This window comes from Bradyrhizobium sp. 138, from assembly GCF_023074075.1.
In the GTDB taxonomy this organism is placed as follows: Bacteria; Pseudomonadota; Alphaproteobacteria; order Rhizobiales; family Xanthobacteraceae; genus Bradyrhizobium.
This window is the reverse complement of record NZ_JADPKT010000091.1, coordinates 117755-143022: the sequence shown is the minus strand read 5'-3', so window position 1 is coordinate 143022 and position 25268 is coordinate 117755. Positions and strand designations below refer to the sequence as shown.

Here is a 25268-nt window from a genome sequence, read left to right as displayed (position 1 = left end):
AGATGATGAGCACCGCACCCAAAAGCGCAGCTCCGGCCGCGGGTGGTGGTCGCGCGGCGACCAAGAAGGAGCTGCCCGAACGATTCAAAGCGTATAAGCACGTCTGGGTCTTCATCGAGCAGGAACGCGGGATAGTACACCCCGTCTCCTGGGAGCTGATGGGTGCCGGCCGACGGCTTGCCGACAAGCTCAACGTTGACCTCGCCGCGGTTGTCATCGGCCCAGTCGGGGAGACAACGCAGCAGGCGGTCGCCGAATCCTTCTGCTACGGCGCCGACCTCGCCTATATCGTCGCGGATGATCTCTTGGCCGATTATCGCAATGAATCCTACACGAAGGCCCTGTCAGAGCTGGTCAATACGTACAAGCCGGAAATCCTACTCCTAGGGGCAACTACACTCGGCCGCGATCTCGCCGGTTCAGTGGCCACCACACTGCTCACCGGCCTAACTGCCGACTGCACCGAGCTCGATGTCGATGCCGACGGCTCGCTTGCAGCGACCCGGCCGACGTTTGGCGGCTCACTATTGTGCACGATCTACACACTGAACTACCGTCCACAGATGGCAACGGTCCGTCCGCGCGTGATGCCGATGCCCGAGCGCGTGACCGGCGCGGTCTGGCGCGTCATCTCGCATCCGCTCGGGCTTGTAGAAGAAGATATCGTCACAAAAGTGCTGTCGTTCCTGCCAGACCGCGATTCTAAAAAGTCCAACCTTGCCTATGCCGACGTGGTCGTCGCTGGAGGGCTCGGTCTGGGGTCGCCTGAGAACTTCCAACTGGTACAGCAGCTCGCGGACGTGCTTGGCGCCGAATATGGCTGCTCGCGGCCGCTGGTCCAGAAGGGCTGGGTCACCTCGGACCGACAAATCGGCCAGACCGGGAAAACCATTCGGCCAAAGCTCTATATCGCGGCCGGTATTTCCGGCGCCATCCAGCATCGCGTTGGCGTAGAGGGGGGCGACCTCATCGTGGCCATCAACACCGACAAGAACGCTCCGATCTTCGACTTCGCCCATATCGGCATCGTCACCGACGCCATTCGACTGTTGCCCGCATTGACCTCTGCATTCCGCGCGCAGCTGTCGCCGCACTCGCACGACCGCATCGCTGGTTAGGGGAGCTTGTTATGATCGAGGAAAGATTCGACGCGATCGTCGTCGGTGCTGGAATGGGCGGGAATGCGGCAGCGCTGATCATGGCCGAACGGGGCCTAAAAGTGCTGCAGCTGGAGCGCGGCGAGTATTCGGGGTCGAAGAACGTGCAAGGCGCCATCCTCTATGCCGATATGCTGGAGAAGCTGATCCCGAATTTCCGAGAAGATGCACCGCTTGAGCGGCATCTCGTCGAGCAACGCTTCTGGATCGTCGACGAGCGTTCGCACACGGGGATTCACTATCGCTCCGATGATTTCAACGAGGAGAAGCCGAACCGCTACACCATCATCCGCGCCCAGTTCGATAAATGGTTCTCGCAGAAGGTCCGCGAGGCCGGCGCCACAGTGCTATGTGAGACCACGGTGACCGAGCTCCTCCAGGATTCCCATGGGAGGGTCGTCGGGGTGCGCACAGACCGAGATGGAGGTGAAATCCATGCAGATGTCGTCGTGCTGGCCGAGGGGGTGAACGGAGTGCTGGGGACGGGTGCGGGCTTAAGAGGGCGGCCGAAACCGGACAAGGTCGCACTCGCGGTCAAGGAGATGCATTTCCTATCGCGCGAGACAATCGATGCTCGCTTCAATCTCAAAGGCGACGAGGGGCTCGTCATCGAAGCCGCCGGAACCATCTCCCGCGGCATGACCGGTATGGGCTTCATCTATTCCAACAAGGAATGCATATCGCTCGGTATCGGCTGTCTTGTTGCCGACTTCCAGCGTACCGGCGAGACGCCTTACGGCCTGCTCGAGGGCTTCAAGCGTCATCCGTCCGTCGCGCCGTTGATCGAGGGTTCGGAAGTAAAGGAATATTCCGCGCATTTGATCCCCGAAGGTGGATACAAGGCGATCCCGCAGCTTTGTGGTGAGGGCTGGGTCGTTGTCGGAGACGCCGCACAGCTCAACAACGCCATCCATCGCGAGGGGTCCAATCTGGCGATGACGTCGGGCCGTATTGCCGCGGAAGCGATCTGCCTTATCAAATCGCGAAATGATCCGATGACGGCCAAAAATCTTTCGCTTTACAAAAAGCTGCTGAATGATTCGTTCGTGATCAAGGACCTGAAGAAGTACAAGGATATGCCGGCACTTATGCATACCCACTCGCAGAACTTCTTTCTCACATATCCGCAGCTCTTCTCCAAGGCGATGCAGGATTACGTGCGCGTCGACGGAACACCAAAGCTTGAGAAAGAGAAGCTGATGCTGAGCTCGTTCATCAAGGCGCGGTCGTGGAGTGGACTGTTCAGCGATGCCCTGCGCATTGCCCGGGCCTGGCGGTGATCACAAACCAAAGACAACGACGAACGACGGAGCCATTAACAATGCCGAGCGAGCCATCCCGACGTGTCGAGGACAAACTGTTCTACAACCGCTATCTCGTTGATTCCGGCCGCGCCCATATCAAGGTGCGGCCGCACACCACACCATCCTCGAGGCTCTTATCGATGCTGAAGGCCTGCCCTGCACGGTGCTACGAGCTCAGCGATAAAGGTCATATTGAGGTGACAGTCGACGGGTGTATCGAGTGCGGCACCTGCCGGGTGATCTGCGAAGAAAGTGGTGATATCGAGTGGAGCTACCCACGTGGCGGTTACGGTGTGCTATTCAAATTTGGTTAAAGCTTCGGGTAGCGGCTGATTGGCAGGCTGCGGCGTTCTCGCGATACAACGAGATCACGCGCGAAATTGAGATTTCACCTGATTCAATCGAGTCCCGATCTTTCCATCTACCGGGCGGGCCCTTGCCAGGTTCCGCTATAATATGCACCGGAGATAGCCAAAGCGAGCGGATCCGAAACAGGGCGCAACGCATTGGCGGCATTAGCTCGTCCATCTCGGATCTGTCGACCAATCCTGTTCTCTTCCCCAATATCTTGCCGGTTTCGTCCTTCTTGGAGTTCGCGGCGATCCGCCTGCCGGCACTGCCTCGCGACGCTGCCTATCACCTACAAACGGAACGCTGGAAGCAGGACTTCGCTTCGCCATAGCCGCCGGCCCGACGAACGTGCCATCGAGCGCCTTGTAGACAGACAGGCACGAGCGGATCACGAAATTAGCGCTTTGTGACTCCTTCGCGCGACCGCCGGTTGCGCGTTCGTCAGGCGGGCTGCGCGCATGCAGCACACAAGTTTGCACTTTCATTCGCCTGTATCGCCGGGATATATGGTCGGCCGGAGAGCATGACGATGGTTCGATTACAAACGAGCAGGGCAGCCGCTAACGCTCGGCGAGCAGAAGCACGCCATGAGAGTTCGGTCGGCGACATCAAGGCCCGCATAGCCGAACTGAGAAGCTCGCCGCGCGAGAACCTCGCGGATGCGGTGTTCATGCTCTCGATGAATGCAAGACGGCAGCGCGAGTTGATACGACATGCGATCGAGAAGCGCGCCGAGGTCGACTTGGACTTTGATCCGCCGCCGAATGCTGATTTGGCGAGCTATCTCGCGAATGATGTGGTCTCGACCTTACGCCACCACGTTGCTGACCTTCCGGACCTTGCTGGTCCTGTTGGTTGAGCGAGCACCTGACGTCTGCTTCACCGTCGATCGGGAGGAGGCCGTTCGCTGCTGGCCGCAATCATTCGCGAACAGCGGCTCGAAGGAGTCCTTGAGGGCCTCAGGCTCGCCCGGCTCCTGAACCAGCCAGCGAAGGATCGCCATGCCGGGATCGGTTCGGAAGTAGATTTGAGAGGAGCTGCCGAGGGCGCTTTGAGGGACAGTCCTGTAGATGGAATGTCCAGTGCGGATGCCGACGTCAGAAAATCTAGGCGCTTGCTTGCGAGCTCAAAACCGAGTCGAAATTCGCGGCGTAATTCCTTTGTCATCCGTTCAGTGTTTATCGCTGACGCGGAGCCGCTATGCACGCCCGGTCGCAGTCCCCGGCCGCGTCACGCTCGGCGAGCTTCGCGTTAGCGAGGACGAGATCCGCAGTTCTGAGCTTTCATGTTCCGTTGCAGCGCGCGTTTGCGCGCTGGCGAATCATGCAACCGTTCGCTGACAGCCACGCAAGGGAAATCACGGCAGGACACGTCGACCGAGCCGCGGCGATGTGGCAAAGCGGCGAAAGGCAGTCGATCAACTCAGTGGGGCTCCTGGTGAAATCGACCGTCCTTGTTTCGGTAGTCGCTGGCTGCGCCCTGGGGCGGCGGGGAAAGGCCTGGCAAGTATGCCGCGACCAAGTCAACAATAGCAGAGAAGCTGAGTGGCGGCCCGCTGCAAATTGGGCAAAACGGCCTTCTTGGGTGGCGCTGGATCGTCGACATGAACGCTCAGCCGCGCGTCTGCCATACATCCCCTATCCTCGCTCGATCCCCGGGGATACGAACTCGCCACGGCTATTCGCTGTGTTCGTGGGCGCACCGGGATTTCGCCGAACCTCGTGTCCACGAGCACGGCGAAGACATAGCCGAAAAACGCAGCTGAGTGCGGCCGAACGGCGCGTCCCAGGTCAATGCCGGTCAGGTCGGTCAGTAGGCCCGCTCAAACCCCACGAAGGCGCCTCACGCGCTGGGGCCAGCCGCATTCAGTGAGCTGCTGTAATAATCTGAAAGCATCCGATCGCAACTTCCATCACGATCAGCACGACTATAATCCACTCAAGACGCAGCGAGCGCCGTGTGTCGATGATGTCCGTCAGTGCGTTAGCCGTTCCGGATATGCCCGACAGCTTGCGCTCAAGCATCTCAAGACGCTCCTTCAGTTCGTATTCGTCTTTCAGACGCGAATAGAGCCGCTCGAGTTCCCGCTTCTCCCAGAGTGCGTCGAGCTTTTCGGCAATGGCGACGCGGCGCGCGACGCGCTGCTGGACCAGGAACGCATTGCCGATCAGTTGGAGAATGCCCTTGCGGCCCCGCGGCGTCCGGCCGTGCTCGGCTAGTTCGCGTGCAAAGGGTTCGATCACGTCGAACACCGCGGCGATACGGCGCTCATCTCGCTCCAACGCCGTGCTCTTGGCTAGCGTATCGGCGATCAGCAGCAGCCGATCGTCGCTAAATTCTCTGAGACAAATCCGTCCGCCCGGGAGGATGACCTCGGCGCTCTGGTCGTTGCAGAGCTGCGCCTGCGCGCTCTCCTCCTCGTAGGAGCTGGAGTTCACCGATGACCTGCGATATCAGCGTTTCGATCAGAGCGGTTTCTTCCGAGGGCGATAATCCGATGAGCACTACAACGCCATAGCGGAAGATCACGACAAGGCCCGCATGAATGCGGAAAGCGATCGGCGTCGAGGACGTCAGCGGTCCGATTTCGAGAGCCGACGGGTTGATGCGATCGCCCAGCATGACTGCGCGAATACTCAGCATCGAGGTGGCCGCCGTCTGTTCGGAGACGGCAGGCTTACCGGGCGTAAGTTGATGCATGTTCACTTTAGCATCCGGTTTGACTGCGACACGATAGCGTTCCCCCGGGACCTTCAAACACGTCCAGAACTTCGTTGCAGATCGTGCAGCGGAATTTGCCGGGCGCGTCCCTGAGAGATGATGCTGCGATCCAGAAAATGCCGGCTCCAAGTTTGGATGGGTGCGTCGCCATTTGCATGTTCGTGCATGCTTGGCCGCAACGTCAATCGAACGACCCAGCAAGCTCTTCGAGGAATTCGACGACCCGGGCCGCCAAACATTTGGCTGCGCCGTAGGCGCCGTCCTCGAACAAGGTCGAGCAAGATTGATGCCGAACCGGTGTCTTCGCGCCAGCGGCGTCAGGATTTACCGCTTCAACGGGCGAGCGAAAATGATTGTGTGAAACGGCACAGGTTGACCAAAGACTGGCCACGATGTGTGTTCAATTTCCTCCAGAGCGTGTCGGCTACAGAACACGGCGAATCCTGCGCGCCGCGGGATGTTTCAAGGCAATCAGAGCCTTAACCGCCGCAGCGGCGCTGGCATAGCTGTTGCTATCAAATGTCGCAATGACCGAGCGAAGGCGGAGTGCACATCCGCTCCGCTCTGGCGAAAACAGGACGTGACCAGTGGACCGAGGGTGGCGAAGGTGAAGTGCCGTTTTCCAACCGTCAGCCACACGACGGTCCCGGCAAATTCTTGAGCCAAGGCCCGAGTACAACGGCAGAAAGGACTTGAGACCGTGCATATCGAACCGGGAATAGTAACAGGCGCCAAGCTCGTGTTGAGGTACGCGACAGGCACTGCGACGCGCTGCGTCATCGCCAAGCTTGTGGCTATACGCGAGCGGGGCGCTCTGTCATTTGCTATGCAAACCATCGCCGCGAGTGGCCTTGTGTTCACGCTTTTCGAAATCCTGCCGCACTTTACGGTTGGGGTCTCCGAAGTGCACTTCGTCCTGCGCTCGACGCTGTCACTGTTGTTCGGCGCTGCGCCGGCTGCCTTTGGTCTTGCGCTCGGCCTTTTGCTGCAAGGCGTCCTCTTTGTTCCGACCGACCGGTCGCAAAATGCTATGAATGCCACGACGCTTCTAGTGCCGCTGTTTGCGGTCCGGGCGCTCGCCAAGCGGCTCATTCCATCCAAGGCCACCTATCGCGATCTGCAGTACAGTAACGCGATTGCGTTCTCAACTGCGTATCAATCCGCTATCGTTGTCTCGGTCGCGTTTTGGGCGCTGTATGGCGTAGGTTTCGGCGCCGCCAACCTCGGTCACGTCGCATCGTTCGCAGTTTTCTATGCAGTTGTTGTGGCCTTGGTCGAGCCGGTAGCTGATCTGGCCGTGCTGGCGCTCGCGAAACAAATTGGGCGGCGTGAGTGCGAGGGGATCTGTCGCCCATCGCTTTTAGAAGGCATGTTGCTGTTGATAGCAACGATGGCCGCCATGTCGCCCGTTTTGCTCAAGCGATGCGTAAACTTTGCCCGATAGCAGCCGGCTGCCGCGATCCCGGGCGACGCTCGCTCGCTGCTATCGGTGGCAGCGAGGGGGTCGAGCTTATGCTCATTCCGCACAAGGCGACCAGGAAATCATATCTCGCCGACTTGCGGCCGGCCGTCTGCGTCGGCCCGGTCGCTAATGAGCGGACGCGTACTGCCGAATTCGACTTGCTGGTGCGTGATGCGGCCAAAGCGAACTGCCGCAACGAGCTGGAGGAATGGCGGGATGCGGTCAGCGCAGCAGCCTGGTCGCAGAGCATCGGGGGCGAGGTTGGACACGAGGGGCGTCTTGCGCTGCTGATACACGGGGATTTATCCGTCGAACGAGCTTACCCATACAACATTAGCAGCCTCCTAAGCACAGCCGCGATGGCACGCCGTTCGGCGGCTTCCCACGCTCTGCAGCACTCGGCCGGAATGTTCGCAGTTCGAAAAAGAAGATCGCCATGTATGGATTGATCGTGGTGTTGACCATGCTCGCACTGTGCAGCATCGTGTTTGCCGGCGAATTGACGGGGCCGGCAAAGGTCATCAGCACCGACACCCTGGAAATTCACGGAACACGCGTTCGGCTCTGGGGCATCGACGCGCCGGACAAGACTCAAATGTGCCGAGATATCAACGTCAATCCATATCGATGTGGCCTCAGGGCAGCGAACGATCTTGAAAGCTTCGTTGCAGAGCGCGAAGTCAGTTGTCTGTCAATCCTGGAGGATGAGTGTGGACGGACGATGGCGATCTGTTCAGCTGACGGCATCGATCTCGGAGAATGGTTGGTGCGTAACGGTCTCGTGCTCGATTGGGCGCGATACTCCAGGGGACGATACCACGCTGCGCAACGCGCGGCCGATCGTGCCGGACTGGGCTTGTGGGCGGGCAGCTTTGCCGTACCTTGGCTATATCGAGCGTGCATTCGGTTAGGTGGTCGACCAGCCAGCTGTTCTGACGACGCGAATGCACACCCTTGACTCGTAGTCCCCACACCAGAATATATCCCAGAGACAGTTCCGCACAAAGTGACAGTCGCGGGCGAGCTGGCGTAGACCGGGGAGTGAGCAAGCTTACCACTGCCGTCCAACCATGCTCAAACAAGTAGGATGCCCTCAAGCTCTCGTAAGCGCGAAAGTCGAAAGACAGAAAATCGCGAGCTCCGCAGGAACGCCATCGTTCTTGGCGTAATTCTTCGGAACCATGGACTCGCGGTCATGCCAAGCAGGCGCCTTTTCGAGTTCGGGAGAGAGCCGCATTTACTCGGAAAAATGGTGGGCTCTCTGGAGCCTAAACAAGACAAAGGCGTGGAACGGAACAACAATCAGATTCCGCCGGATACAGGTTGAGCGGAAGAAAGAAGGCCAATGCCGTTCAAGGCACCACTGGGCGAGGTAGGCAAACAGGAATGAGGCTTGGGATGCAGCCTACCTCCACTCCATTCGCCTCAAACTTTCAGGTTTTGACATGTCCAGCAGCTCGCAGCTTGATTCCCAGACGTCGCCAGATGCTGTCCCGCCAAAACTCACACACTAGCACTCAAATCTGATGGACCAAGCAGGTGCTTGCTCAACGCCGGCTCCGAGGGGCCCATCGAAACGACGGTAGTCGAATTGCGCGCTTTGCCGCGGGAACGCCGCATAGATACCTTCGCGGACTTCGCTGCTGTTGGCGATGTCGGCCGCAATTGCCTTTTCAAGCCACGGCTGCTCCAGCATATGGCCGTGCGGGTAAGGAGCCTAACACCACACGTGCGGTTTCGGTGACAAGGACGTGTGGACCCGCCTTGCAGGCGCCGATCACAACAATGCCACAGAAGACAATGCAGCTGTTCGTTGGGTTGGAAACAGCATGGCCCGCTGACGATTGGCTGGAGATCCGCTGAATGAGCAACACCGCATGCGACGAGCGCAGCTGCTGCGGCAGCCCGAACAAGAACGTCAGATCGCATGTCACCTTCCGAACGCGAAGTGCGCGCGCCTTCCAGAACGAAGCGTGAGCCACTGAACTCGCAGCGTCGCCCCGTTGCCCTCGTTGTGTGCAGACTCTGTGCGGACGGGCACGATGCAAGCTCCCGGCGTTGTTCGATCGCGATGTCGTCGTCTACGCGACAATAGCGGTCGTTGTTCAAACAGCCGCGGGTCTGAGGTCGAACACGAATCGAATGCCGTGCGCCGGCACCGCCAGTTCGATGATTTCATGAACGCTCCTGCGAAAGAGATTGGGTGATCGAGCTTCTTTGCAACCACACAATGAAGTCGCACCGGTAATTCGAGGCGCGGAGCTGAACTCAGTCAGAGATCGCAAGCTCAACTGACTGCGATCTTAGAGATGAACTGGTCGGCAGCCCCCCGATGGTGCTGACGCGGGATGGTCGGAAGCAGTTCGGAGCAAACGAACACGATCTGCCAGTCTGCATCTTCTCCCCTGCTGCTCCGCAGATCAGGCATCGTATAACTCGGGCAAGCGACCTTTCTTGACCGTCGCCCGGAGGTCAGCCAGTATAGCTTCATTGCCGTTCTATTCGCACGGTGATCTCGGCGGCGAATTGTTCGTGCCGTTCTGGGTGGTGCTATCGTGCCAGACCGATGCCGGTGGGACCCTGATGGGCGGCTGGCGTATCGTCCGCACGCGTCACGACCAGGTCGCGGCCAGATGGTCTCGGCCCAGAGGCCTTGCATCAGCGTATTGTTCTTGGCGATTTCCTCGCCATTGTCGGCGCCGCGCCTCTCGGCGGTGCGGCTGGAACGTGGCCATCTCGATCCTCTATGCCTGGAGAATTATGTGCCTGCCTCGGCGATCGTTGCGGCGCTGACCTGGTGGGGTCAATGCTTTCGATGTTTTCGTCAGGACACGAGCTTCAGCCCGACAATGCCGGCGACGATCAGTCCGATGCTGGCAAGGCGAAACGCGGCGGCCGGTTCTCCGAACAGGATGATCCCGAGCGCTGCGGTGCCAACCGCGCCGATGCCGGTCCAGACCGCATAAGCAGTTCCAATGGGCAGCGTCTTTAGAGCCAAGCCGAGCAGGATCACGCTGCCGGCCATGGCCGCGAGCGTGAGCACGGACGGAACGGGCTTGGTAAAGCCCTCGGTGTATTTGAGTCCGATTGCCCAGGCGACCTCCAGCAGGCCGGCGACCAACAAAATGCTCCAGGCCACGGCGGCCCTCCGTTCATGGCAGGGTCGTCCCCGCGGCTGATGTGGTGATGAGCTGGAAGGCCATCCTTGCCAGGACTCGCGATTCGCTCCAAGGGGGTCAACTTCTCTCAAAGTCAGCAATCCGACGTTATTGGTTCGGCGAATTCACACGATCGACAAAGCAGAAAGCCGTCCGTTCCGTTCATACGATTGGCAATGTTGCAAAAAGCTGCCCCTTCGAAGAGATCCTTGTACCTATCGCGGAGGAGGTTGCCCAAAACGTGTCGTCGCTCAAAATCCATGCAGCAGAAAGTAACGTCGCCGTTTGGCAGAAGAACATTACGATATTGCCGTTCGTCAGGACATGTCAGTGCTCGAATGATTGGCGGCCGCGCTCCAACCATCTTCTTGCCGTTGCCAGCCCTGCTGCGCAGCGGACGCGAGCGAACCAGCGCTTCGTCAGGAATTATGCCGACAAGATCGGGATGCACCTCGCCCATGACTATGAAGAGCAACGATGAGATGTCGGCATCGACAAGTTGGCGCATCAAATCGACATAGTTGCGCCTGACGAGACCACTGTCCATGTGCGTGCCGTCATCAAAAACATGCACCAGGAAAACGCGGAACTGCAGCGCACGCAAGCGTCTTAGATCCCGTCCGTTCATTCCTACTAGGGTTGTGAAAATCCGGATTCCATGACCACACGCATAGGCATGCTCAACCATTTCGGTGCAAGCCGGATTGAGCCAAGGCTCCGAATAGCCGGAAAAGCTGATGTCGACAGCTGCTGGTACGCGCGCCAGACATCGCTTGAAATCTTGGAGAGAAAGATGCTTCACGTCGGATATCGCTCTTTGCCGTTCGGCAAACTTGTCCTGCGGGCAATAAGAACATCCGACGACACAGCCCGTTGTCGTAGTTATCTCCAAGACCCTACCGCCACTGATCGCAGAGCGCAGCTCCTGTAGAGTCATCGATTCTATATTGTCCAATTCCGCGCTCCGCATTTGGAACAAAGAGATATTGAGGGGACCGTCGAGTTGCATCTCATGCCGGTTCGCTCATCCATCATTCTCGATTCTTCGTCCATCAGTGCGACACGGCACCGTCGCAAGCGCGGTCGCGACAGATGAAGAAAGCGCCACGGCTCTCTCCCCTTAGCGTACCAGTCCAGCAGGATTGGACGGCTGCCGAATGCACATGTGTCGATAGGGTTGGTCTAACGTCTCGTTTATTCCAACAAGCATCAGTCATGCCATTGGCGGTACTGTCTATAACTCGACACGTCCGCGATAAGTGTCGTCCCAAATGCCGCAACCGAAGCGCAACTCTACGGGATCGATAGCGTACAATATGACGCTACGTACGATTCAAACTCTCTCGAGAATGAGTTGAATGGCAGCTTTCTTATGAAAACGTGACGGTGTAGCCGCAGCCCTGAGCGCCACGTCATCATGATCAACGTGGCCGGCATCGACCCGCGAAGTTCCGATTGCGAGTGCCATTGGCCCCGTCGAGAATGCAAAGTCTGAGCTGAAGAAGCGGTTTCCGATGCTGCGAATCAGAATCTATGACGCGCAAACCAAGACTCAAGAGGACGTCGCATGAGGCTAGGCGATCGATCGCAGCGACGCCACGTGCTGACTTCTTGCTGATAAATGGCCCTGAGATCTATATCAAGGCAAACCAGGCCGGTGGCGGCATCGGTACAAAGTTGCCTACCAGAAAGCATTGTCGCGAGCCACCCGTCGAGTTTTGCGATGAGAGTTTTCACGAGCCGGGAACGACTCATCCGTGCATCATCGACGCCTGCCTGGTATGTGTTTGGCCTCAGGCCGCGGTAATATCATGATCGCGATGACAATCTCGTCATCGAGCCTGACCACAGGGATGAGGGGCATTCGAAATGGTGCTCGGATAATCCACTAGACAACACGCCAGCGCCACGACGGCCATCACTGTGGCTGCACCGCTGTTGGGTACCTACCGCAACTATATCGACATTGATCGGTTGCGGCGACGGATCGCCGCAACTATATCGACATTGATCGGTTGCGGCGACGGATCGTCGAGTTGAATGCTGAACACAAAATGGATGGCGAGATCGGCGGCAATATTCAATCAGGAAGGTTTTGACGCGGCCCGAGGCTGCGCCTTCAAAGGCGAGGACGTCTGGCTGTTGCGCGCCCGCTGGGGCATTCCCACCGTCAAAATCAACGGCGTGGACAAGAATCCGATGCGCTGGCCCGACGGCAGCTTCTCGATTCAGGGCGCAGCGGCCGAGCTTGGAGTAACCCCGCAAACATCTTCGATTATCTTGCGCGCGGAAGCTGGCAGGTCGTCAGTTAACCAAAGGCCCCATGGCAGATCGAGCTCTCAGACGAATAAATCAGTCGGCTGCGCAATCGGATACGACGTACCAAGCGCTCAAAGACGGAGGCATCATGAAGTCATCGGCTCGGCAATCACGTCATGCCATTGCGACACGGGGACCTGACTTGTGATCAACAATGATCCCTTGTCGTAGCGATCATCGACGATCTCGAGCAGATCACGGCGCTGGTCGGCAGTGAGCGGTTCGGGTCCCCAATCGTCAAGGACCAGGAGATTGACGCGCTCCAGCGCGGCGATCAGGCGAGCGAGACGGCCTTCGCCGCGCCTGGGCGAGATCGGCGAACAGGCGGGACACGCGTTTGTAGAGGACGGAGAAGCCGTCGCGGCATGCTTTATTGCCAAGCGCGCAAGCCAGCCAGGACTTGCCGGTTCCGGTTGGGCCGACAATCACCAGATGGTTGTGATCCCGGATCCATTGGCCGGTGGCGAGGATCTGAAAGAGCGAACGGTCGAGACCGCGAGCGGTGCGATAGTCGACGTTCTCGATGGTGGCGGCCTGGCGGAGCTTGGCATTGGTCAGGCGCGGCATGAGGCGACGGTTGTCGCGCGCGGTGACCTCGCGATCGACGAGGAGGCCAGCCAATCGGGGTGCGGCATCTCGGCGGCCTCGCGATTGTTTTGCAGTTCGGTGAGGGTATCGGCCATGGCAGTGAGGCCGAGGGCGCGTAGGCGTTCGACGATCGGATGAATGAGCACGATGATCTCCTGATCAGTTGTAGTAGTTGCGGCCACGGATGTTGGCGTGGAAGAGCTGGGCGCCTCCTCGGTGGGAGGAGCGGTTCTGTCAGTGCCGTTCTTGAGGATGGCGGCGACCGGTTTGTAGGAACGGGCATGGAGCAGGAGGGCACGGGCGCAGGCGGCGTCGACGCGTTCCTGGCCATAGCGCTTGACCAGCCCGAGAACGCCGATGGCGGAGCGGAAGCCCTGTTCCGGATGCGGCCGCGACCGCAGGATGATGTCGACCAACGTCTCGGCGTCGGGGCCCACTTTGGCGGCTTCGGAACGAATGCGCTCATGGGTCCAATCGCGGTAGCGGCGACGCGAGCTTGGCATATGCTCGGGGATCGTCGTCGGACGATGCGGCAGGGTGCTGCGCAGATGCGAAGCGACGCGCTTGCGGCGCAGGAAAATCTCAACGGTCTTTAGGGTGATGCGAGCCTCGACCTCCTGATGCACGAGGTTGTGAGGGACGCTGTAGTAATGCTTGGCGATCTCGACGTGATAATCGAGAATGGAACTGTGGCAGGGGGCTCGTATGGGCGAAAGGTTCGCGCCTGCGGCCGGTGATCGGGAGAGTTGGCTTTATTCGCATGAACTTCGAAAGCAAGCGTCAGACATGCGCAAAGCGCGACGAGAGTCCGGATCGACCGTAGCGTTTGACCTCAGAAGCCTGGCGTTCAGGCACCGCGGGCGTGTTGCCGAGCCCCAAGGCTGGCGGCTTTTCTCTTTATTGCAACCCTTTCATGGGAAGCTTATTGTTCCGGCATCACCGGCTTCGGCTTGTCCGTAGGCGTCGGTGGCTGAGAGACGCATTGGGCTCCCGCCTGCGTCACACAGGGAGCATACAATGCCGCACCAAAAGCTAATATCGCGCCTACAGGCCGCTAGCGGCCTATCTGACCAAGATCAGACCAGGCTCACGCGCCTGCCATACAAGGTGAAATCGCTGGCAGATGGCGAATATGTGCTGCGCCAGGGCGACAAGCCCAGCAGCTGCATCGTCGTGATGAGCGGCCTTCTATCTCGGCAAAGAGTAGTGAATGCTCGAAACCAGATATCTTCGTTCTACCTCGCCGGGGACATGCCTGACTTGCCTACCCTGCATTTGCCGATCGCGGATTGTGATCTTTGCAGTGTGGGCAGTTCGACGATAGCCGCTGTGCCCCATTCAGCACTCAGAGAGATGATGAACGAATCTGCAGGACTTGCGCACGCTTTTTGGCGCGAAACGCTGATACACGCTGCCATCTATCGCGAATGGGTAGAAAATCTTGGATCGCGCCAAGCTTTGGGGAGGGTCGCGCATCTTCTTTGCGAGCTTACCGTCCGCATGGAATTCGTTGGGCTGGCGGACAGCGGCAGCTTCCGAATTCCGCTCACGCAGCAAGATGTTGCCGATGCATGTGGGCTTTCAGTAGTTCACGTGAACCGGACGATCCAGGAAATCAGGGGTTTAGGCCTCATTGAATGGGAAAACCACACCGTGACCCTGCTCCGCCCAGAGGAATTGAAAGCCTTAGCCGAGTTCAGCCCTGAATATCTTCACGAGCTGAACCCAAGCGGAGGATCTAAGGTCAGCTAAGCTGACTGGGGCTTATAGGAACATCCGGGCAAATACTAGCTTAGCGCCGGATGCCACGCTTTCATTTCGACTATCATGAAGCGGAACGCGTCATTCTCGACGAGGTCGGCCAGGAACTGCAGACTGCTGATATAGCCCGCAGAATGGCCATGGTTGCCTTGGGCGAGGCCGTGCGCGATTTTACCCTTGCTGCTCGCCCGGGCAGCATCGCGATTGTGGTTAGGAGTAAGGCCGGCATTCTCCTGAGAGTCTGTGCCGACATTGAACAGATTGAAAGCTTGTGATCTTCGCAACCGCCTCGGGCGGCCCTCTCGCTCATCTCCGCTGTCGTCTGTTGGCCCTTCAACCGACCTCGAGAGACGTTCGCTCTCGCGCCGCTGTTAAGCGGGCGTTAGGCGGCCATTTGAGTTCTACCGCGCGGGTTTAATCTGCGCGAGCGCACCTCGCCGATTCGCGAATCACGCCTCCAGGGTTAGCTTCACGAGAGTGAGATCATATGGGGGACAAACGACGACGCAAGCAGGCATTCCTTGCGGCTCATCCAAGATGCTGATTTTGCGGTGGCGCGGCTGCTACGACAACGGAAGACCATATCCCAGCACGGGGTATATTTGATGAAAGACACTGGCCGGTCGATTATAATTTTCCGGCCTACGAGCCTTGCAATGCGATCACGCGCGACGACGTGAAGATTGTCGCCATGCTCGCTCGCATAATGCACCCAGAAAACCGCACAAACGAGGTTCAGAATAAGGAGATGCGAAGATCAATGGCGGCGGTGCGTTCGCTTTCCCGGAGGCCTTCGAGGCCATGCGCCTCTCGGCAAACGAGGTGCGTGGCTTCTTGAAGCGCACTGGCCTTTCCCGGACTGACTTTCAGGCGCAAGGATATCAAACTCTAGACCAGATCCCCGTGATCTCCATCGGCCGGCCGGAGTTCATGAAAGCTTTGCGAGCATTCGCAACCAAGCTGTTCTGCGCGCTTCATTACAAGCACACCGGCCGCATAGTTCCCTTGGAAGGCGAGATCATCACCCGCTTTTTCAGCAATGTGCAGGTGATGGACGGCAATTTACCAGCAGATATCTTGCGCGTTCTGGGGCGCGCGCCTGTCTTGACCCAAGCGAGCATCGATCTGCGCAGTCAATTCGATTACGAGTACCAGATCGCGACTGACCGGCAGTTCAGCGTTTTCCTGTGCGGATTTCGGCATTCGTTCGCTATGGTCGGCTTTGTCAGCGAAAACGACGACCTGCCCGAAGAGTTCCAGGAGGTACTCACCGAAGGCAAGTTTCGCAGCAAGCCATTCCAACACGACACGGACCGCTCCTAGCTGACCTACACGGCGATGCCGGTGGACGTCCGCATGTGGCCCCATAGCGGCATCTCGGCCAAACCGCAGCTATGTCCGCCTTTGCGTTCTAAGCGGAGGCGCCACGATGCGCGAAAAAGGCCGCACCGGAGGCTCCAAATGGGAAAACCTTGGTGCGGCCATTGCTGATCAGGCGGCCTTCACGACGAAGCTCTTCGCTCCCCCGCCTTTACCTTCCGAACCATACGTCACCACAATGGACCGCAGGGCCAGCGTGGTCTCCTGGTTCTCGTCACGAAGCATTCTTTGCAAGTCCTTGCGCTGCTGAGGCTTCAAGCTGAACTCTCGGCCGATCACGTTCATGTAGGTGCGGCCAGGATTGCGGTGCGCCATGAAGGTCACCAGCCGCTCGTGAGGTACCGCCGAGCGCTTCACGCGGACCATTGGACCGTCTAGCTCAAATGCCCAGTCTTGCACCAACACGTTGGGCAGCTCCTGCCGGATGTAGCGCAGTATCTCAGACCCACGCTCTCCGGTCGGTAGCACGATGAAAACGCCTGTCGGGGCGCATCGGCCTTGCACGTCAATGACGTTTCGGAGCCGAACGCGTCCGATAGCCTGCACGATGGATGCTGCAAGATGACGCTGCTGCTGAAGCTCACGGACGTTTACGTGGCCCTTCCACGAGGGGTTATCGTGCCGTCATCACTCTGCGCCCTTGGAACGCAAAGAAAACATTGGTGCCCACACGTGGTCTCTAAACGGGAAGCCCATGATCACCGCCGTGTCGTAGTCCTTGAACTCATTGCGGCCGTCTACGGCTCCCCAATGCGTTGCTGAAACCGCCTTCACCTTGAGCTCACCCGCAGTCGGGACGAGGTGCTCCACCCGTTTGTGCACAACGAAGAGGACCTGTCTTTCGGGGCCAAGGCGCTGAGGAAGGTTCTCTTGCAGAGCCGCAAACCGGGGCGCGGCCAGTTCCTCCATCGCAGTCTTACCGATCCTCTCAGTGCGAGCCACGTGGATGGTCAGGTTGCTATAGTCCCGAACTCCGCGAGGGTAGGGATGATGTCGGCACGGGTCCTCCATCAAATCGTACATCAGGTCCACACCGGCCGTGGCATCGAGCACCACGGGCCCAGGTAGCTCCAAGGGCACCGACAGTGCCGACGAGTTCAGGGTGTGCTCGTTTCCCCTCAAGGCCATAAACGCGTGTTGGTCGAGCAAATCTTCAGCGGCGGCAAGCGTCTTGTCATACCGTTTTGCTATTCGGTCGCGCTCCTTATCATCGTCCCTTCCAATGATGCGGTCGTATGGCAGCTTGCGCATTTCAGCGCGCAAGTCGGAGAGGTCGACCACGCCCGGACTGTTACCGGCCTCCCACGCTAATGCCGTGCCAATACGAAAGCCATCATTCACCCCGGCGTGAAACAGCATCTCCTCACGTAGGGTCTCCAGGGCTTCCACCTGGGTGGGATAAGTGAGCCGCATCTCGTGCGGAATGTTGCCGATCACCTGGCTTAGCTCATCGAGCTTGACCTGACTGTGTTTCACCACGTTGGCCAAGGCCTCATCGACGATGGTGAGGAGGCGTCGTCCACCCCGCCAGTTTATCAGTCGATTGAGCTGCTGCCGGTTTGATGGACACCGAGATTGGGTGCTTCATGAAGCCGGAGGTGGGCGATGAAGAGACGGAAGTTCAGTCGCGAGTTCAAGATCGAGGCGGTCAAGCTGGTTAGGGAGCGTGGGGTGTCGGTGGCGCAGGCCGGGCGAGATCTGGATGTTCATGAGCACGTTCTGCGCAAATGGGTGAAAGAGTTCGGCTCCGATCCGGTGCAGGCCTTTCCCGGCCACGGGCAGATGAAGCCGGAGCAGCAGGAGATCGAGCGGTTGCGCCGTGAGGTCGCCAAGTTGAAGGCCGAGCGGGATATCCTAAACTCGCGAAGGAAGCGACATGAAGTTCGTCTTCATTGCGAAGCACCGGGCGATCTGGGCGCTGGCATGGATGCGATGCGCTGGGGGTGTCGCGGTCGGGCTTCCATGGCTGGCTGAATCGCTCGCCCAGCGCCAGGTCCCGCAGCGACGAAGAGCTCGGCGGCAAGGTGAAGGCCAGCTTCATGGCGAGCGACCGCACCTATGGTGCGCGCCAGGTGTGGCGTGATCTGCTCGCCGATGGGGCGGACTGTGGCTTGCACGAAATCGAACGGCTGATGCGCCTGCAAGGCTTGCGGGCGCGGCCGCGACGCCGGCGCTTGCCGAAGGACAGCGGCGATCGACAGCTCGAGACCGTGCTTGCGGACCTCCTTGACCGGCAGTTCGCCGCCGAGCGGCCGAACCAGAAGTGGATCGCCGACTTTACGTACCTCTGGACGGCCGAGGGCTGGCTCTACGTCGCAGCAGCGATCGACCTGTTCTCACGCCGGGTGGTGGGTTGGTCGATGAGCGCCGCCATGACAGCTCAGTTGGTAACCGATGCCCTGCTGATGGTTGTCCGGCGACGCGGCAAGCCGGACGCCCTGTTGCACCACTCCGACCAGGGCAGTCAGGGCGGATTCAAACGGTCGTCGCAACATCAGTTATTTTCACTCATGACAGCAATTCGTCAAGCGCCTCCGCCGGCGTTTTCCGGCCTAGTGTCTTTCTTGGTCGGGCATTGAGGGCCGCTGCCACAGCGGATATCTCGTCGGCGCTGTGGATGCTCAGGTCCGTGCCTTTCGGGAAGTACTGCCGCAGCAACCTGTTGGTGTTCTCGTTAGTCCGCGCTGCCAAGGGCTTTGCGGGTCGCAGAAGTAGACCTGGATAACCGCATCGATCTTGAGACGATGATGCTGAGCCATTTCGGCCTCCTGGTCCCACGTCAGCGAGCGACGCAGTTCTTCGGGCAAGGAGATGACGGTGCGCGTGATCGCATCGCGCACGGCTTCGGCCCCGTGTCCCGCCAGCGCAGGTCCGTTCTTCGCGCGCGGAGCATCGCCATGCCCTGCCAACCGGGGAACGTGCAATAGCATCGTGACGCGCGTCGTACGCTCGACCAGCGTGCCGATCGCCGAGCTGCCAAGACCGAGGATGAGGTCTCCCTCCCAATGTCCCGGCACTGCTCGATCGGCAGCTTCAGCAGGACGTTGACTGATCATGATCCCCGACGAGACAAAGCCCTTGCCTCGCCTGCGTACGCGCGCCCTGGGCATCCGTAATACACGTCCTGTTCGCAAGCAGGCCGTCAGCTCGCGGCGGAGCGCCCCACGGCCCTAAACGAAGAGAGCTTGATAGATAGCTTCGTGGCTGATGCGCATCGTCTTGTCGTCCGGGAAGTCGATCGGCAAGCGTCGGGCAATCTGCTCAGGGCTCCAGGCTTTGGCCCATCGCCGATCCTTGCGCGGGCCACGCCGGCGGCCCTTCCACGGAACGGCGGGACCAAGAACGGGAGCGCCGCTCGGGGCTACGACGTCGCCAGCAAGTCTCTCCTCCACATAAGTGCGCAAGGTTGCATTGAGCGCAAGCCTGCTCGGCTTGGGCCGGCGCGCGGATCGATCCGCATGCCATTGGGCGGTCGTTGCCCGATACTCCAACCCGCCGCCGCGGGTGGCCGCGTTGCGCCGCAGTTCACGGGAGACTGCCGAAGCGGCCCGCCCCAGGCGACGTCCAATCTCTTGCATGGAATGGCCCTGCACCTTTAAAAGTGCGATCTCGTCGCGCTCTACCAACGAGAGCTACCGCCCGGAGAGCGGTTTTGCCGAAGATCTGAACATCGCTGGTGGCATGCCGCCCCTTTCGGAATATTCTGCTTCCGACAGGTTGTGACAATCCAGCGTCGAGCGCAGCATCTTCGCTACTCAGCCCCACAGCAATCGTCCGCCAAAATTTATTCTGTTCGTTGCGTCCTGCAACAGACGGCCGTCCTGGCGATGGCAATGGGGCTTGTCCTGACCGCGCCGATCGGCGCCTTACAACGTTCATCGCAACCTCCAACCTCCGAGTGTTGCGACGACCGTTTGAATCCGCCCAGGACACCAGCGAGCAGTTCCAGCGTTTGATGGCCGACCACGGCATTCTCTGGAGCATGAGCCGTTCCGGCAACGTCTGGGACAACGGGGCGATGGAGAGCTTCTTCTCGTCGCTCTAGACCGAACGGACCGGCAACAAGATCTACCGAACCAGAGACGAGGCAAAGTCGATGTTTTCGACTACATCGAAAGATTTTACAACACGATCCGCCGGCACTCGACCATCGGCTATCTCGGCCCGGTTGAGTTCGAGCGCAAGGTGGGATTAGTTTAACCTCGTGTCCATCAAAGTGGCAGCAGCTCACACATCGGACCTACAAATAGAGCCAACTGATGGAGGGTTGCGCCTCAATGCGGCTGTTGCTAGTACGCCCACTCTCGAATCGAGGAGCTAAAAGTGGTGAAGAAGGCAAAGAAGACGGCTACGAAGAAGAAGGCTGTGCGTCGCGAATACACAAAGGCTGACGTGAAGGAGCTGCGCGCTCATTCGAAAGCGAAGACTCCAGTTGCAAAAATTGCGGAGCTTACAAAGCGCTCCGAAGGCTCACTTCGCCAAAAAGCGATCAAGCTTGGAATCCGGCTCGGTCACCAGCGCTAGCAGGCGGCATCATGACGCTCTTCAATAGAGTGTTCTCGACCAGAACGTTGTTGCAAATCATCTGCGTTCTCGTCGCTGTTGTCGCAATGAAGTTGTTGAGCGCTCATTATGATTTCAGCTGGGCAGCTGCAGTTGGTGGTTGACTAAAGAACCCCCTGGAAGGTTGAGCAGAAAAGAAGCCCACCTAGTGGCGAACTATCACGCGGCGTCCAAGATCAGAGCCGCAGGGGTGAAGGAGACTGGTCGAAAATCTACCGCGGGCGATTTCCCGATGTGTGCGGCAGGACTCGAACCAGCACCAGGCCGTTGTGAGCGGCAGACTATCGATCAGCTTCGTTGATTTTGCTCCGGTTTCGTCTGCGTTCGATCGCGTTTGTTGCATTTCGGTGAGGTCATTTTTGGTGCGAAACTGGCGCGGTTGCCAGTAGTCCGCGCGTGCTGACCGGTTTGCAATGGTCAGCTACGTCGAGCCGTGGCTCTATCGTGCATGCATCCGGGCAAGTGGAAAGCCGGCCACCTGCTCGGATGACGCAAATGCCCATCCTTGATGCGGTTCCGGAGAGCCGATCCACAACGTGTATTGGCCTATCATCGCAGTTGGGCAGGTGGGTCTGGCGCGGTTTGGGCGACTCACGCTACCCATCATTGCCTATCACCTCACTGCACAATGGGAATGAAATGGTTGCTGCCACTCGTGAATTGCCGACCTCTGGTTACGCGCTTGAAGTGGACGGCCGGTTCAAAGCCGAATTTACAACCAGAGACGGCGCCAGGGCGGGTGGCGAAGAGCTAAAGAAGCGTTTTCCCATGCTTCAGATCAGGATCTACGACGCGCAGACGCATGCTCGCGATGAAATCTAGATCCGCCGGTTCGAGTCTAAGCGGAGTTCTCCGCTTGCGCGCGTGCGGCTTTCGCCGCATCGGGCTCTCGTGAACCGAGCCGCTTTGCGTCTCGGCCGTCCCGGCTTCGATCCCTCGCGCCAAGAGCTTCGGAGCTCCTCGCCGGGGGCACTCGGGAAAGGGGCTCGCCTTCGGCGATCGCTATCACTGCCCCGTTCCCGGGTGCCGCTATTAACCCGTCTCATCGCTGCACTCGGACCCGCGTGGCCCTTCGGGTCGCTATGCTCACGCTCTCCGGGTGCCATTTTCCGCTGAGGCGATGTGCCGTTGGCGCACGCCTGATCAGGGCCTGCGGTCGTGGGCAGTTGAGGCCAAAGCCCCATGATGAAATGGACGAAAGCCGGGCCGCGTCGCGGATTTCGCACTCTGTCGCTGAGTGGGCCGAGAGTAAGAGTATCGCGCGGTTTGCGGTGACGGGTTACAGGCTGCGAGAGAGGCTCGCGGCGCCCGTCGCGGAGATCCGCAATGTCCAGATACTATCCTCGGGCGCGCGCCGGTGAGGACCGGACGAGCCTTTATGACGAAATCACCAACAAGATCATCGGTGAACTTGAGGCCGGTCGAGTGCCGTGGGTGCAGCCATGGGGCACCGTGGCGAAGGCGTCCTTGGCCTTGCCGAAAAGCGCCGCGACCGGTCGACAATACAGCGGCATCAACATTCTGATCCTCTGGGGAGCTGCCACCGAGCGTGCATTCACCAGTCAGAGCTGGCTTACATTTCGGCAGGCGCTGTCGCTCGGCGGTCAGGTCCGCAAGGGCGAGCGCGGCACGACCGTCGTCTATGCCGACCGTTTTGTGCCGGCCGACGAAAAGCGCCGCGCACATGAGACCGGCAAGGACGCACAGGCTGTTCCGTTTCTCAAGCGTTTCACGGTGTTCAATACCGACCAGTGCGATGGCCTGCCTCCAGAGATCGCAACGACGGCGCAGCCTCCGCCGCCAGGCCTGATCGAGCCGCGGGTCGAAAGCCTGATCAGGGCGACAGGTATCGACTTTCGCATCGGCGGGAACCGGGCCTTCTATACACCGGCAGAAGATTACGTGCAGGTGCCGCCTCCGCAAGCCTATTTCGAACCGATCAATTGGCATCGAACGGCCCTGCATGAGCTGGCGCATGCCAGCGGTCATCCGTCACGTCTCAACCGTGACTTGTCAGGCAGCTACGGCACGAGGAAGTACGCGTTCGAGGAGCTGGTTGCGGAGATCTCGTCTGCGTTCAGTTGCGCGTCGCTCGCCATCGTGCCCACGGTGCGACATGCCGACTATATCGGCTCGTGGCTCGACGTGCTGCGCGAGGACAATCGTGCAATTGTGCGTGCCGCTTCGCAGGCCAGCAAGGTTGCGGACTATCTCCTTGAATTCTTGCCGGAACGGACTGTCGACATGACGGTGGAGAGAGCGGATCAGGAACCGGCATGAGGTTCTCGATGGCCGCGGCACGAGAGTGAGAGGGCGGGGTCGTTTTCCGCGACGGGTTGGAGGCCGAGAGAGAGGCTCCCGGCCGCCCGTCGTGGAGAATCGACATGACGAAGACTGTCCAAAAGATCATCCTATCGCCCTCACGCGACATTCCATTCAACAAGCTGGTGCTCAGCCAGTCGAACGTTCGGCGTGTGAAAGCGGGCGTTTCGATCGAGCAACTCGCGGAAAGCATCGCGCAGCGGACGCTCCTGCAAAGTCTCAATGTGCGGGCGGTTGTAGACGCGGAAGGCAATGAGACCGGCATGTTCGAGGTACCGGCCGGAGGCCGGCGCTATCGTGCGTTGGAACTTCTCGTCAAGCAAAAGCGCATGGCAAAGACGCAGGCCGTTCCGTGTGTCGTGCGTGATGGGGGCATTGCCGAAGACGACTCGCTTGCCGAGAACGACGAGCGGATAGGCCTTCACCCCCTCGATCAGTTCCGAGCCTTCCAGACCTTGAGTGGCGCCGGTCTTTCCGACGAGGATATCGCGGCCCGGCACTTCGTGACGCCGGCCGTCGTGAACCGGCTGGCGTCCGTGTCGTCAAGCTGCACGAGGTCTATGCCGAAGACGGCATGGCCCTCGAGCAGCTCATGGCCTTTTCGGTCACGGCGGATCACACACGGCAGGAGCAGGTCTGAGAGAATGTCAGCCGATCCGGTTATGACGAGCCCTATCAGATCCGGCGAATGCTGACCGAAAATACGTGCGCGCGTCCGACCACCGCGTGCAGTTCATTGGGCTGGGTGCCTACGAGCAGGCTGGTGGCAGCGTTTTGCGCGACCTGTTCGAGCACGATGATGGTGGCTGGCTTGAAGACGTCGCTCTGCTCGACCGCCTTGTGACGGAGGAGCTCAAAGCCGAGGCGGAAGCAATTGGTGCGGAGGGATGGAAATGGATCTCAGCCGCCGTTGACTTCCCCTACGGCGACACGACAGGGCTGCGCGAGCTGGAAGGCCAACCTGTCGATCTGACCTCCGAGGAGCAGGCCACCATCGACGCTCTCAACGCCGGGCAGGCGAAGCTCGAAACGGAATATCAGGATGCGGATGAGCTGCCCGAAGAGGTCGACCAGCGTCTCGGCGCGATCGAAGCCGCGCTGCTCGCGCTCGAAGACCGGCCTAAGACTTACGATCCGGCCGAGATTGCCCGGGCGGGCGTCTTCGTCAGCATCGATTCCGAAGGACGGCTTTCCGTCGATCGGGGCTATGTTCGGCCTGAGGATGAGGCGCCTGCCGCCGATATCGATATCGATATCGAGCGGGCCACCGATGTGCCGTCGACTGAAGGACAGGATACTGGAGCGTCTGCAAGGCGCGCAGCGATCTCGGTCGCAGGCGTGTCGACCGAAGCCGAGGAGGATGATGAAGACCCGGCAAGGCCGTTGCCAGATCGGCTCATCATCGAATTGACGGCGCACCGTACGCTGGCATTGCGGGATGCACTGGCGGAAAATCCTGAGATCGCGTTCCAAGCGGCGCTGCACAACTTCGTGCAGACGGCCTTTTACCGGTTTGCTTCGTCCGGGAGCTGCCTTGAAATCGGACTGCGCACACCAACCTTTTCCCGCTCAAGCTCCTGGCTTAAGGGAAAGCATCTCGGCTAAGGCTGTCGAGGTGCGGCATGAGGGCTGGAAGGCACGGTTGCCGAAGAGCGAGAACGATCTCTGGGATGGGCTGACGGCTCTCGATGGTGGTGCACAGGCATCGCTGTTCGCCCACTGCGCGTCCTTTGCGGTCAACGCCGTCTATGAGCCGGCCAATCGTTACAATCAGGGTCGCGTCTCAGCCCACGGCGTCCGCACGCGTCCCGACCAGGCCAACGTGCTGGCGCGTGCTGCCGGACTCGACATGGTGCAGGCTGGCTGGAGACCGACAGTCGACAACTATCTCGGCCGAGTCACCAAGCCTCGCATTCTGGAGGCGGTGCGGGAGGCCAAGGGCGAGTCGTCGGCGCAACTGATCGACCATCTGAAGAAGGCCGACATGGCCAAAGAGGCTGAGCGTCTCCTGGATGGCTCGGGCTGGCTGCCGGAGCCGCTGCGTCTCGTCGATTCCAGCCCGTCTTCGGTGGAGCTGGAAGGTGAAGCGGGCCCGCTGCCGGAATTCCTCGCTGGCGAGGAGGATCTGGAGAACGGCAGCGACGAGCACTCGCAACACTCCGGCTCTCCTGCAGTTGCTTAG

General features: G+C 59.6%; 19 protein-coding genes and 5 pseudogenes. 16 read left to right on the top strand and 8 right to left on the bottom strand.

Annotated features, from left to right (window positions below; translation table 11 throughout):
- Positions 1-5: 5 nt before the first annotated feature.
- The 4 genes from IVA79_RS31965 to IVA79_RS31950 all read left to right on the top strand — a co-directional run bounded on the left by IVA79_RS31965 (position 6) and on the right by IVA79_RS31950 (position 3671).
- A complete protein-coding gene (locus IVA79_RS31965; RefSeq protein ID WP_247560733.1) occupies positions 6-1118 on the top strand; it encodes an electron transfer flavoprotein subunit alpha/FixB family protein in 1113 nt (370 codons plus the stop codon).
- A gap of 11 nt (positions 1119-1129) precedes the next feature.
- Complete coding sequence (locus IVA79_RS31960) at positions 1130-2437, top strand: FAD-dependent monooxygenase (protein ID WP_247279061.1); 1308 nt, start codon at positions 1130-1132, stop codon at positions 2435-2437.
- A gap of 41 nt (positions 2438-2478) precedes the next feature.
- Positions 2479-2775 carry a ferredoxin family protein gene (locus IVA79_RS31955; protein WP_247560593.1) on the top strand — a complete coding sequence of 99 codons (297 nt, stop codon included), beginning with the start codon at positions 2479-2481 and terminating at the stop codon, positions 2773-2775.
- Between the two features lie 560 nt (positions 2776-3335).
- A complete protein-coding gene (locus IVA79_RS31950) occupies positions 3336-3671 on the top strand; it encodes a hypothetical protein (RefSeq protein ID WP_247560592.1) in 336 nt (111 codons plus the stop codon).
- Positions 3672-4677: 1006 nt separating this feature from the next.
- Here IVA79_RS31950 and IVA79_RS31945 read toward each other — a convergent pair.
- Positions 4678-5512, bottom strand: a pseudogene (locus IVA79_RS31945) (RMD1 family protein).
- A gap of 721 nt (positions 5513-6233) precedes the next feature.
- On the opposite strand from IVA79_RS31945, the gene IVA79_RS31940 reads away from it, so the two are divergent.
- Both IVA79_RS31940 and IVA79_RS31935 read left to right on the top strand, forming a co-directional pair.
- Positions 6234-6977 carry an energy-coupling factor ABC transporter permease gene (locus tag IVA79_RS31940; RefSeq protein WP_247560591.1) on the top strand — a complete coding sequence of 248 codons (744 nt, stop codon included), beginning with the start codon at positions 6234-6236 and terminating at the stop codon, positions 6975-6977.
- Between the two features lie 454 nt (positions 6978-7431).
- Positions 7432-7953, top strand: a complete 522-nt coding sequence (locus IVA79_RS31935; RefSeq protein ID WP_247560590.1) for a thermonuclease family protein — start codon at positions 7432-7434, stop codon at positions 7951-7953.
- Between the two features lie 1866 nt (positions 7954-9819).
- On the opposite strand, the gene sugE is transcribed toward IVA79_RS31935, so the two are convergent.
- Both sugE and IVA79_RS31925 read right to left on the bottom strand, forming a co-directional pair.
- Positions 9820-10134: a quaternary ammonium compound efflux SMR transporter SugE gene (sugE, locus tag IVA79_RS31930; RefSeq protein ID WP_247279066.1), complete on the bottom strand. Its 315-nt coding sequence runs from the start codon at positions 10132-10134 to the stop codon at positions 9820-9822.
- Between the two features lie 113 nt (positions 10135-10247).
- The gene (locus tag IVA79_RS31925; RefSeq protein WP_247560589.1) at positions 10248-10955 is read right to left on the bottom strand and encodes an SPASM domain-containing protein; all 708 of its coding nucleotides are present in this window, start codon (positions 10953-10955) and stop codon (positions 10248-10250) included.
- 1238 nt (positions 10956-12193) lie between these two features.
- Between IVA79_RS31925 and IVA79_RS31920 the strand changes: the two genes are divergently transcribed.
- A complete protein-coding gene (locus IVA79_RS31920) occupies positions 12194-12613 on the top strand; it encodes a hypothetical protein (protein ID WP_247560588.1) in 420 nt (139 codons plus the stop codon).
- A 96-nt stretch (positions 12614-12709) separates the two neighbouring features.
- Here IVA79_RS31920 and IVA79_RS31915 read toward each other — a convergent pair whose 3' ends face one another.
- A complete protein-coding gene (locus tag IVA79_RS31915) occupies positions 12710-13039 on the bottom strand; it encodes an ATP-binding protein (RefSeq protein WP_247560587.1) in 330 nt (109 codons plus the stop codon).
- A complete protein-coding gene (locus IVA79_RS31910) occupies positions 13027-13686 on the bottom strand; it encodes a hypothetical protein (RefSeq protein WP_247560586.1) in 660 nt (219 codons plus the stop codon). Before IVA79_RS31910 ends, IVA79_RS31915 begins: the two co-directional genes overlap by 13 nt.
- A gap of 391 nt (positions 13687-14077) precedes the next feature.
- On the opposite strand from IVA79_RS31910, the gene IVA79_RS31905 reads away from it, so the two are divergent.
- The 3 genes from IVA79_RS31905 to IVA79_RS31895 all read left to right on the top strand — a co-directional run bounded on the left by IVA79_RS31905 (position 14078) and on the right by IVA79_RS31895 (position 16144).
- Complete coding sequence (locus tag IVA79_RS31905) at positions 14078-14812, top strand: Crp/Fnr family transcriptional regulator (protein WP_247560585.1); 735 nt, start codon at positions 14078-14080, stop codon at positions 14810-14812.
- A 50-nt stretch (positions 14813-14862) separates the two neighbouring features.
- Entirely contained in the window at positions 14863-15096 is a 234-nt protein-coding gene (locus tag IVA79_RS31900; RefSeq protein WP_247560584.1) for a hypothetical protein, read from the top strand.
- A gap of 526 nt (positions 15097-15622) precedes the next feature.
- Positions 15623-16144, top strand: a complete 522-nt coding sequence (locus IVA79_RS31895) for a hypothetical protein (protein ID WP_247560583.1) — start codon at positions 15623-15625, stop codon at positions 16142-16144.
- Positions 16145-16312: 168 nt separating this feature from the next.
- On the opposite strand, the gene IVA79_RS31890 is transcribed toward IVA79_RS31895, so the two are convergent.
- Both IVA79_RS31890 and IVA79_RS31885 read right to left on the bottom strand, forming a co-directional pair.
- Positions 16313-16567: a hypothetical protein gene (locus tag IVA79_RS31890; protein ID WP_247560582.1), complete on the bottom strand. Its 255-nt coding sequence runs from the start codon at positions 16565-16567 to the stop codon at positions 16313-16315.
- Between the two features lie 261 nt (positions 16568-16828).
- Positions 16829-17689, bottom strand: a complete 861-nt coding sequence (locus IVA79_RS31885) for a hypothetical protein (protein WP_247560581.1) — start codon at positions 17687-17689, stop codon at positions 16829-16831.
- 117 nt (positions 17690-17806) lie between these two features.
- On the opposite strand from IVA79_RS31885, the pseudogene IVA79_RS31880 reads away from it, so the two are divergent.
- Positions 17807-18669, top strand: a pseudogene (locus tag IVA79_RS31880) (IS3 family transposase); the annotation flags it as partial.
- 40 nt (positions 18670-18709) lie between these two features.
- Here the strand turns inward: IVA79_RS31880 and IVA79_RS31875 are convergent.
- A pseudogene (locus tag IVA79_RS31875) lies at positions 18710-20080 on the bottom strand (IS30 family transposase).
- On the opposite strand from IVA79_RS31875, the pseudogene IVA79_RS31870 reads away from it, so the two are divergent.
- The 5 genes and pseudogenes from IVA79_RS31870 to IVA79_RS31850 form a co-directional block, all read left to right on the top strand.
- A pseudogene (locus IVA79_RS31870) lies at positions 20041-20401 on the top strand (IS3 family transposase); the annotation flags it as partial. The pseudogenes IVA79_RS31875 and IVA79_RS31870 sit on opposite strands and share 40 nt — an antisense overlap.
- A 108-nt stretch (positions 20402-20509) precedes the next feature.
- On the top strand, positions 20510-20725 hold the full coding sequence (locus IVA79_RS31865) for a hypothetical protein (protein WP_346658221.1): 216 nt from the start codon (positions 20510-20512) through the stop codon (positions 20723-20725).
- Between the two features lie 678 nt (positions 20726-21403).
- Positions 21404-21586 carry a hypothetical protein gene (locus IVA79_RS31860; protein WP_247560579.1) on the top strand — a complete coding sequence of 61 codons (183 nt, stop codon included), beginning with the start codon at positions 21404-21406 and terminating at the stop codon, positions 21584-21586.
- A 504-nt stretch (positions 21587-22090) separates the two neighbouring features.
- Positions 22091-23044, top strand: a complete 954-nt coding sequence (locus IVA79_RS31855) for a zincin-like metallopeptidase domain-containing protein (protein WP_247560578.1) — start codon at positions 22091-22093, stop codon at positions 23042-23044.
- Between the two features lie 104 nt (positions 23045-23148).
- Positions 23149-25268 (top strand): annotated as a pseudogene (locus IVA79_RS31850) (ParB/RepB/Spo0J family partition protein).

What these genes read in the sequence shown, in the direction of transcription:
- IVA79_RS31895 (WP_247560583.1), top strand. Translation starts at nt 15,623, where the DNA reads ATGCGCCTCTCGGCAAACGAGGTGCGTGGCTTCTTGAAGCGCACTGGC.
- IVA79_RS31935 (WP_247560590.1), top strand. Translation starts at nt 7,432, where the DNA reads ATGTATGGATTGATCGTGGTGTTGACCATGCTCGCACTGTGCAGCATC.
- IVA79_RS31950 (WP_247560592.1), top strand. Translation starts at nt 3,336, where the DNA reads ATGACGATGGTTCGATTACAAACGAGCAGGGCAGCCGCTAACGCTCGG.
- IVA79_RS31955 (WP_247560593.1), top strand. Translation starts at nt 2,479, where the DNA reads ATGCCGAGCGAGCCATCCCGACGTGTCGAGGACAAACTGTTCTACAAC.
- IVA79_RS31960 (WP_247279061.1), top strand. Translation starts at nt 1,130, where the DNA reads ATGATCGAGGAAAGATTCGACGCGATCGTCGTCGGTGCTGGAATGGGC.
- IVA79_RS31890 (WP_247560582.1), bottom strand. Translation starts at nt 16,567, where the DNA reads ATGGTCCGCGTGAAGCGCTCGGCGGTACCTCACGAGCGGCTGGTGACC.
- IVA79_RS31860 (WP_247560579.1), top strand. Translation starts at nt 21,404, where the DNA reads ATGGTTGCTGCCACTCGTGAATTGCCGACCTCTGGTTACGCGCTTGAA.
- IVA79_RS31920 (WP_247560588.1), top strand. Translation starts at nt 12,194, where the DNA reads ATGCTGAACACAAAATGGATGGCGAGATCGGCGGCAATATTCAATCAG.
- IVA79_RS31900 (WP_247560584.1), top strand. Translation starts at nt 14,863, where the DNA reads ATGCCACGCTTTCATTTCGACTATCATGAAGCGGAACGCGTCATTCTC.
- IVA79_RS31965 (WP_247560733.1), top strand. Translation starts at nt 6, where the DNA reads ATGAGCACCGCACCCAAAAGCGCAGCTCCGGCCGCGGGTGGTGGTCGC.
- IVA79_RS31855 (WP_247560578.1), top strand. Translation starts at nt 22,091, where the DNA reads ATGTCCAGATACTATCCTCGGGCGCGCGCCGGTGAGGACCGGACGAGC.
- IVA79_RS31905 (WP_247560585.1), top strand. Translation starts at nt 14,078, where the DNA reads ATGCCGCACCAAAAGCTAATATCGCGCCTACAGGCCGCTAGCGGCCTA.
- IVA79_RS31915 (WP_247560587.1), bottom strand. Translation starts at nt 13,039, where the DNA reads ATGCCGCGCCTGACCAATGCCAAGCTCCGCCAGGCCGCCACCATCGAG.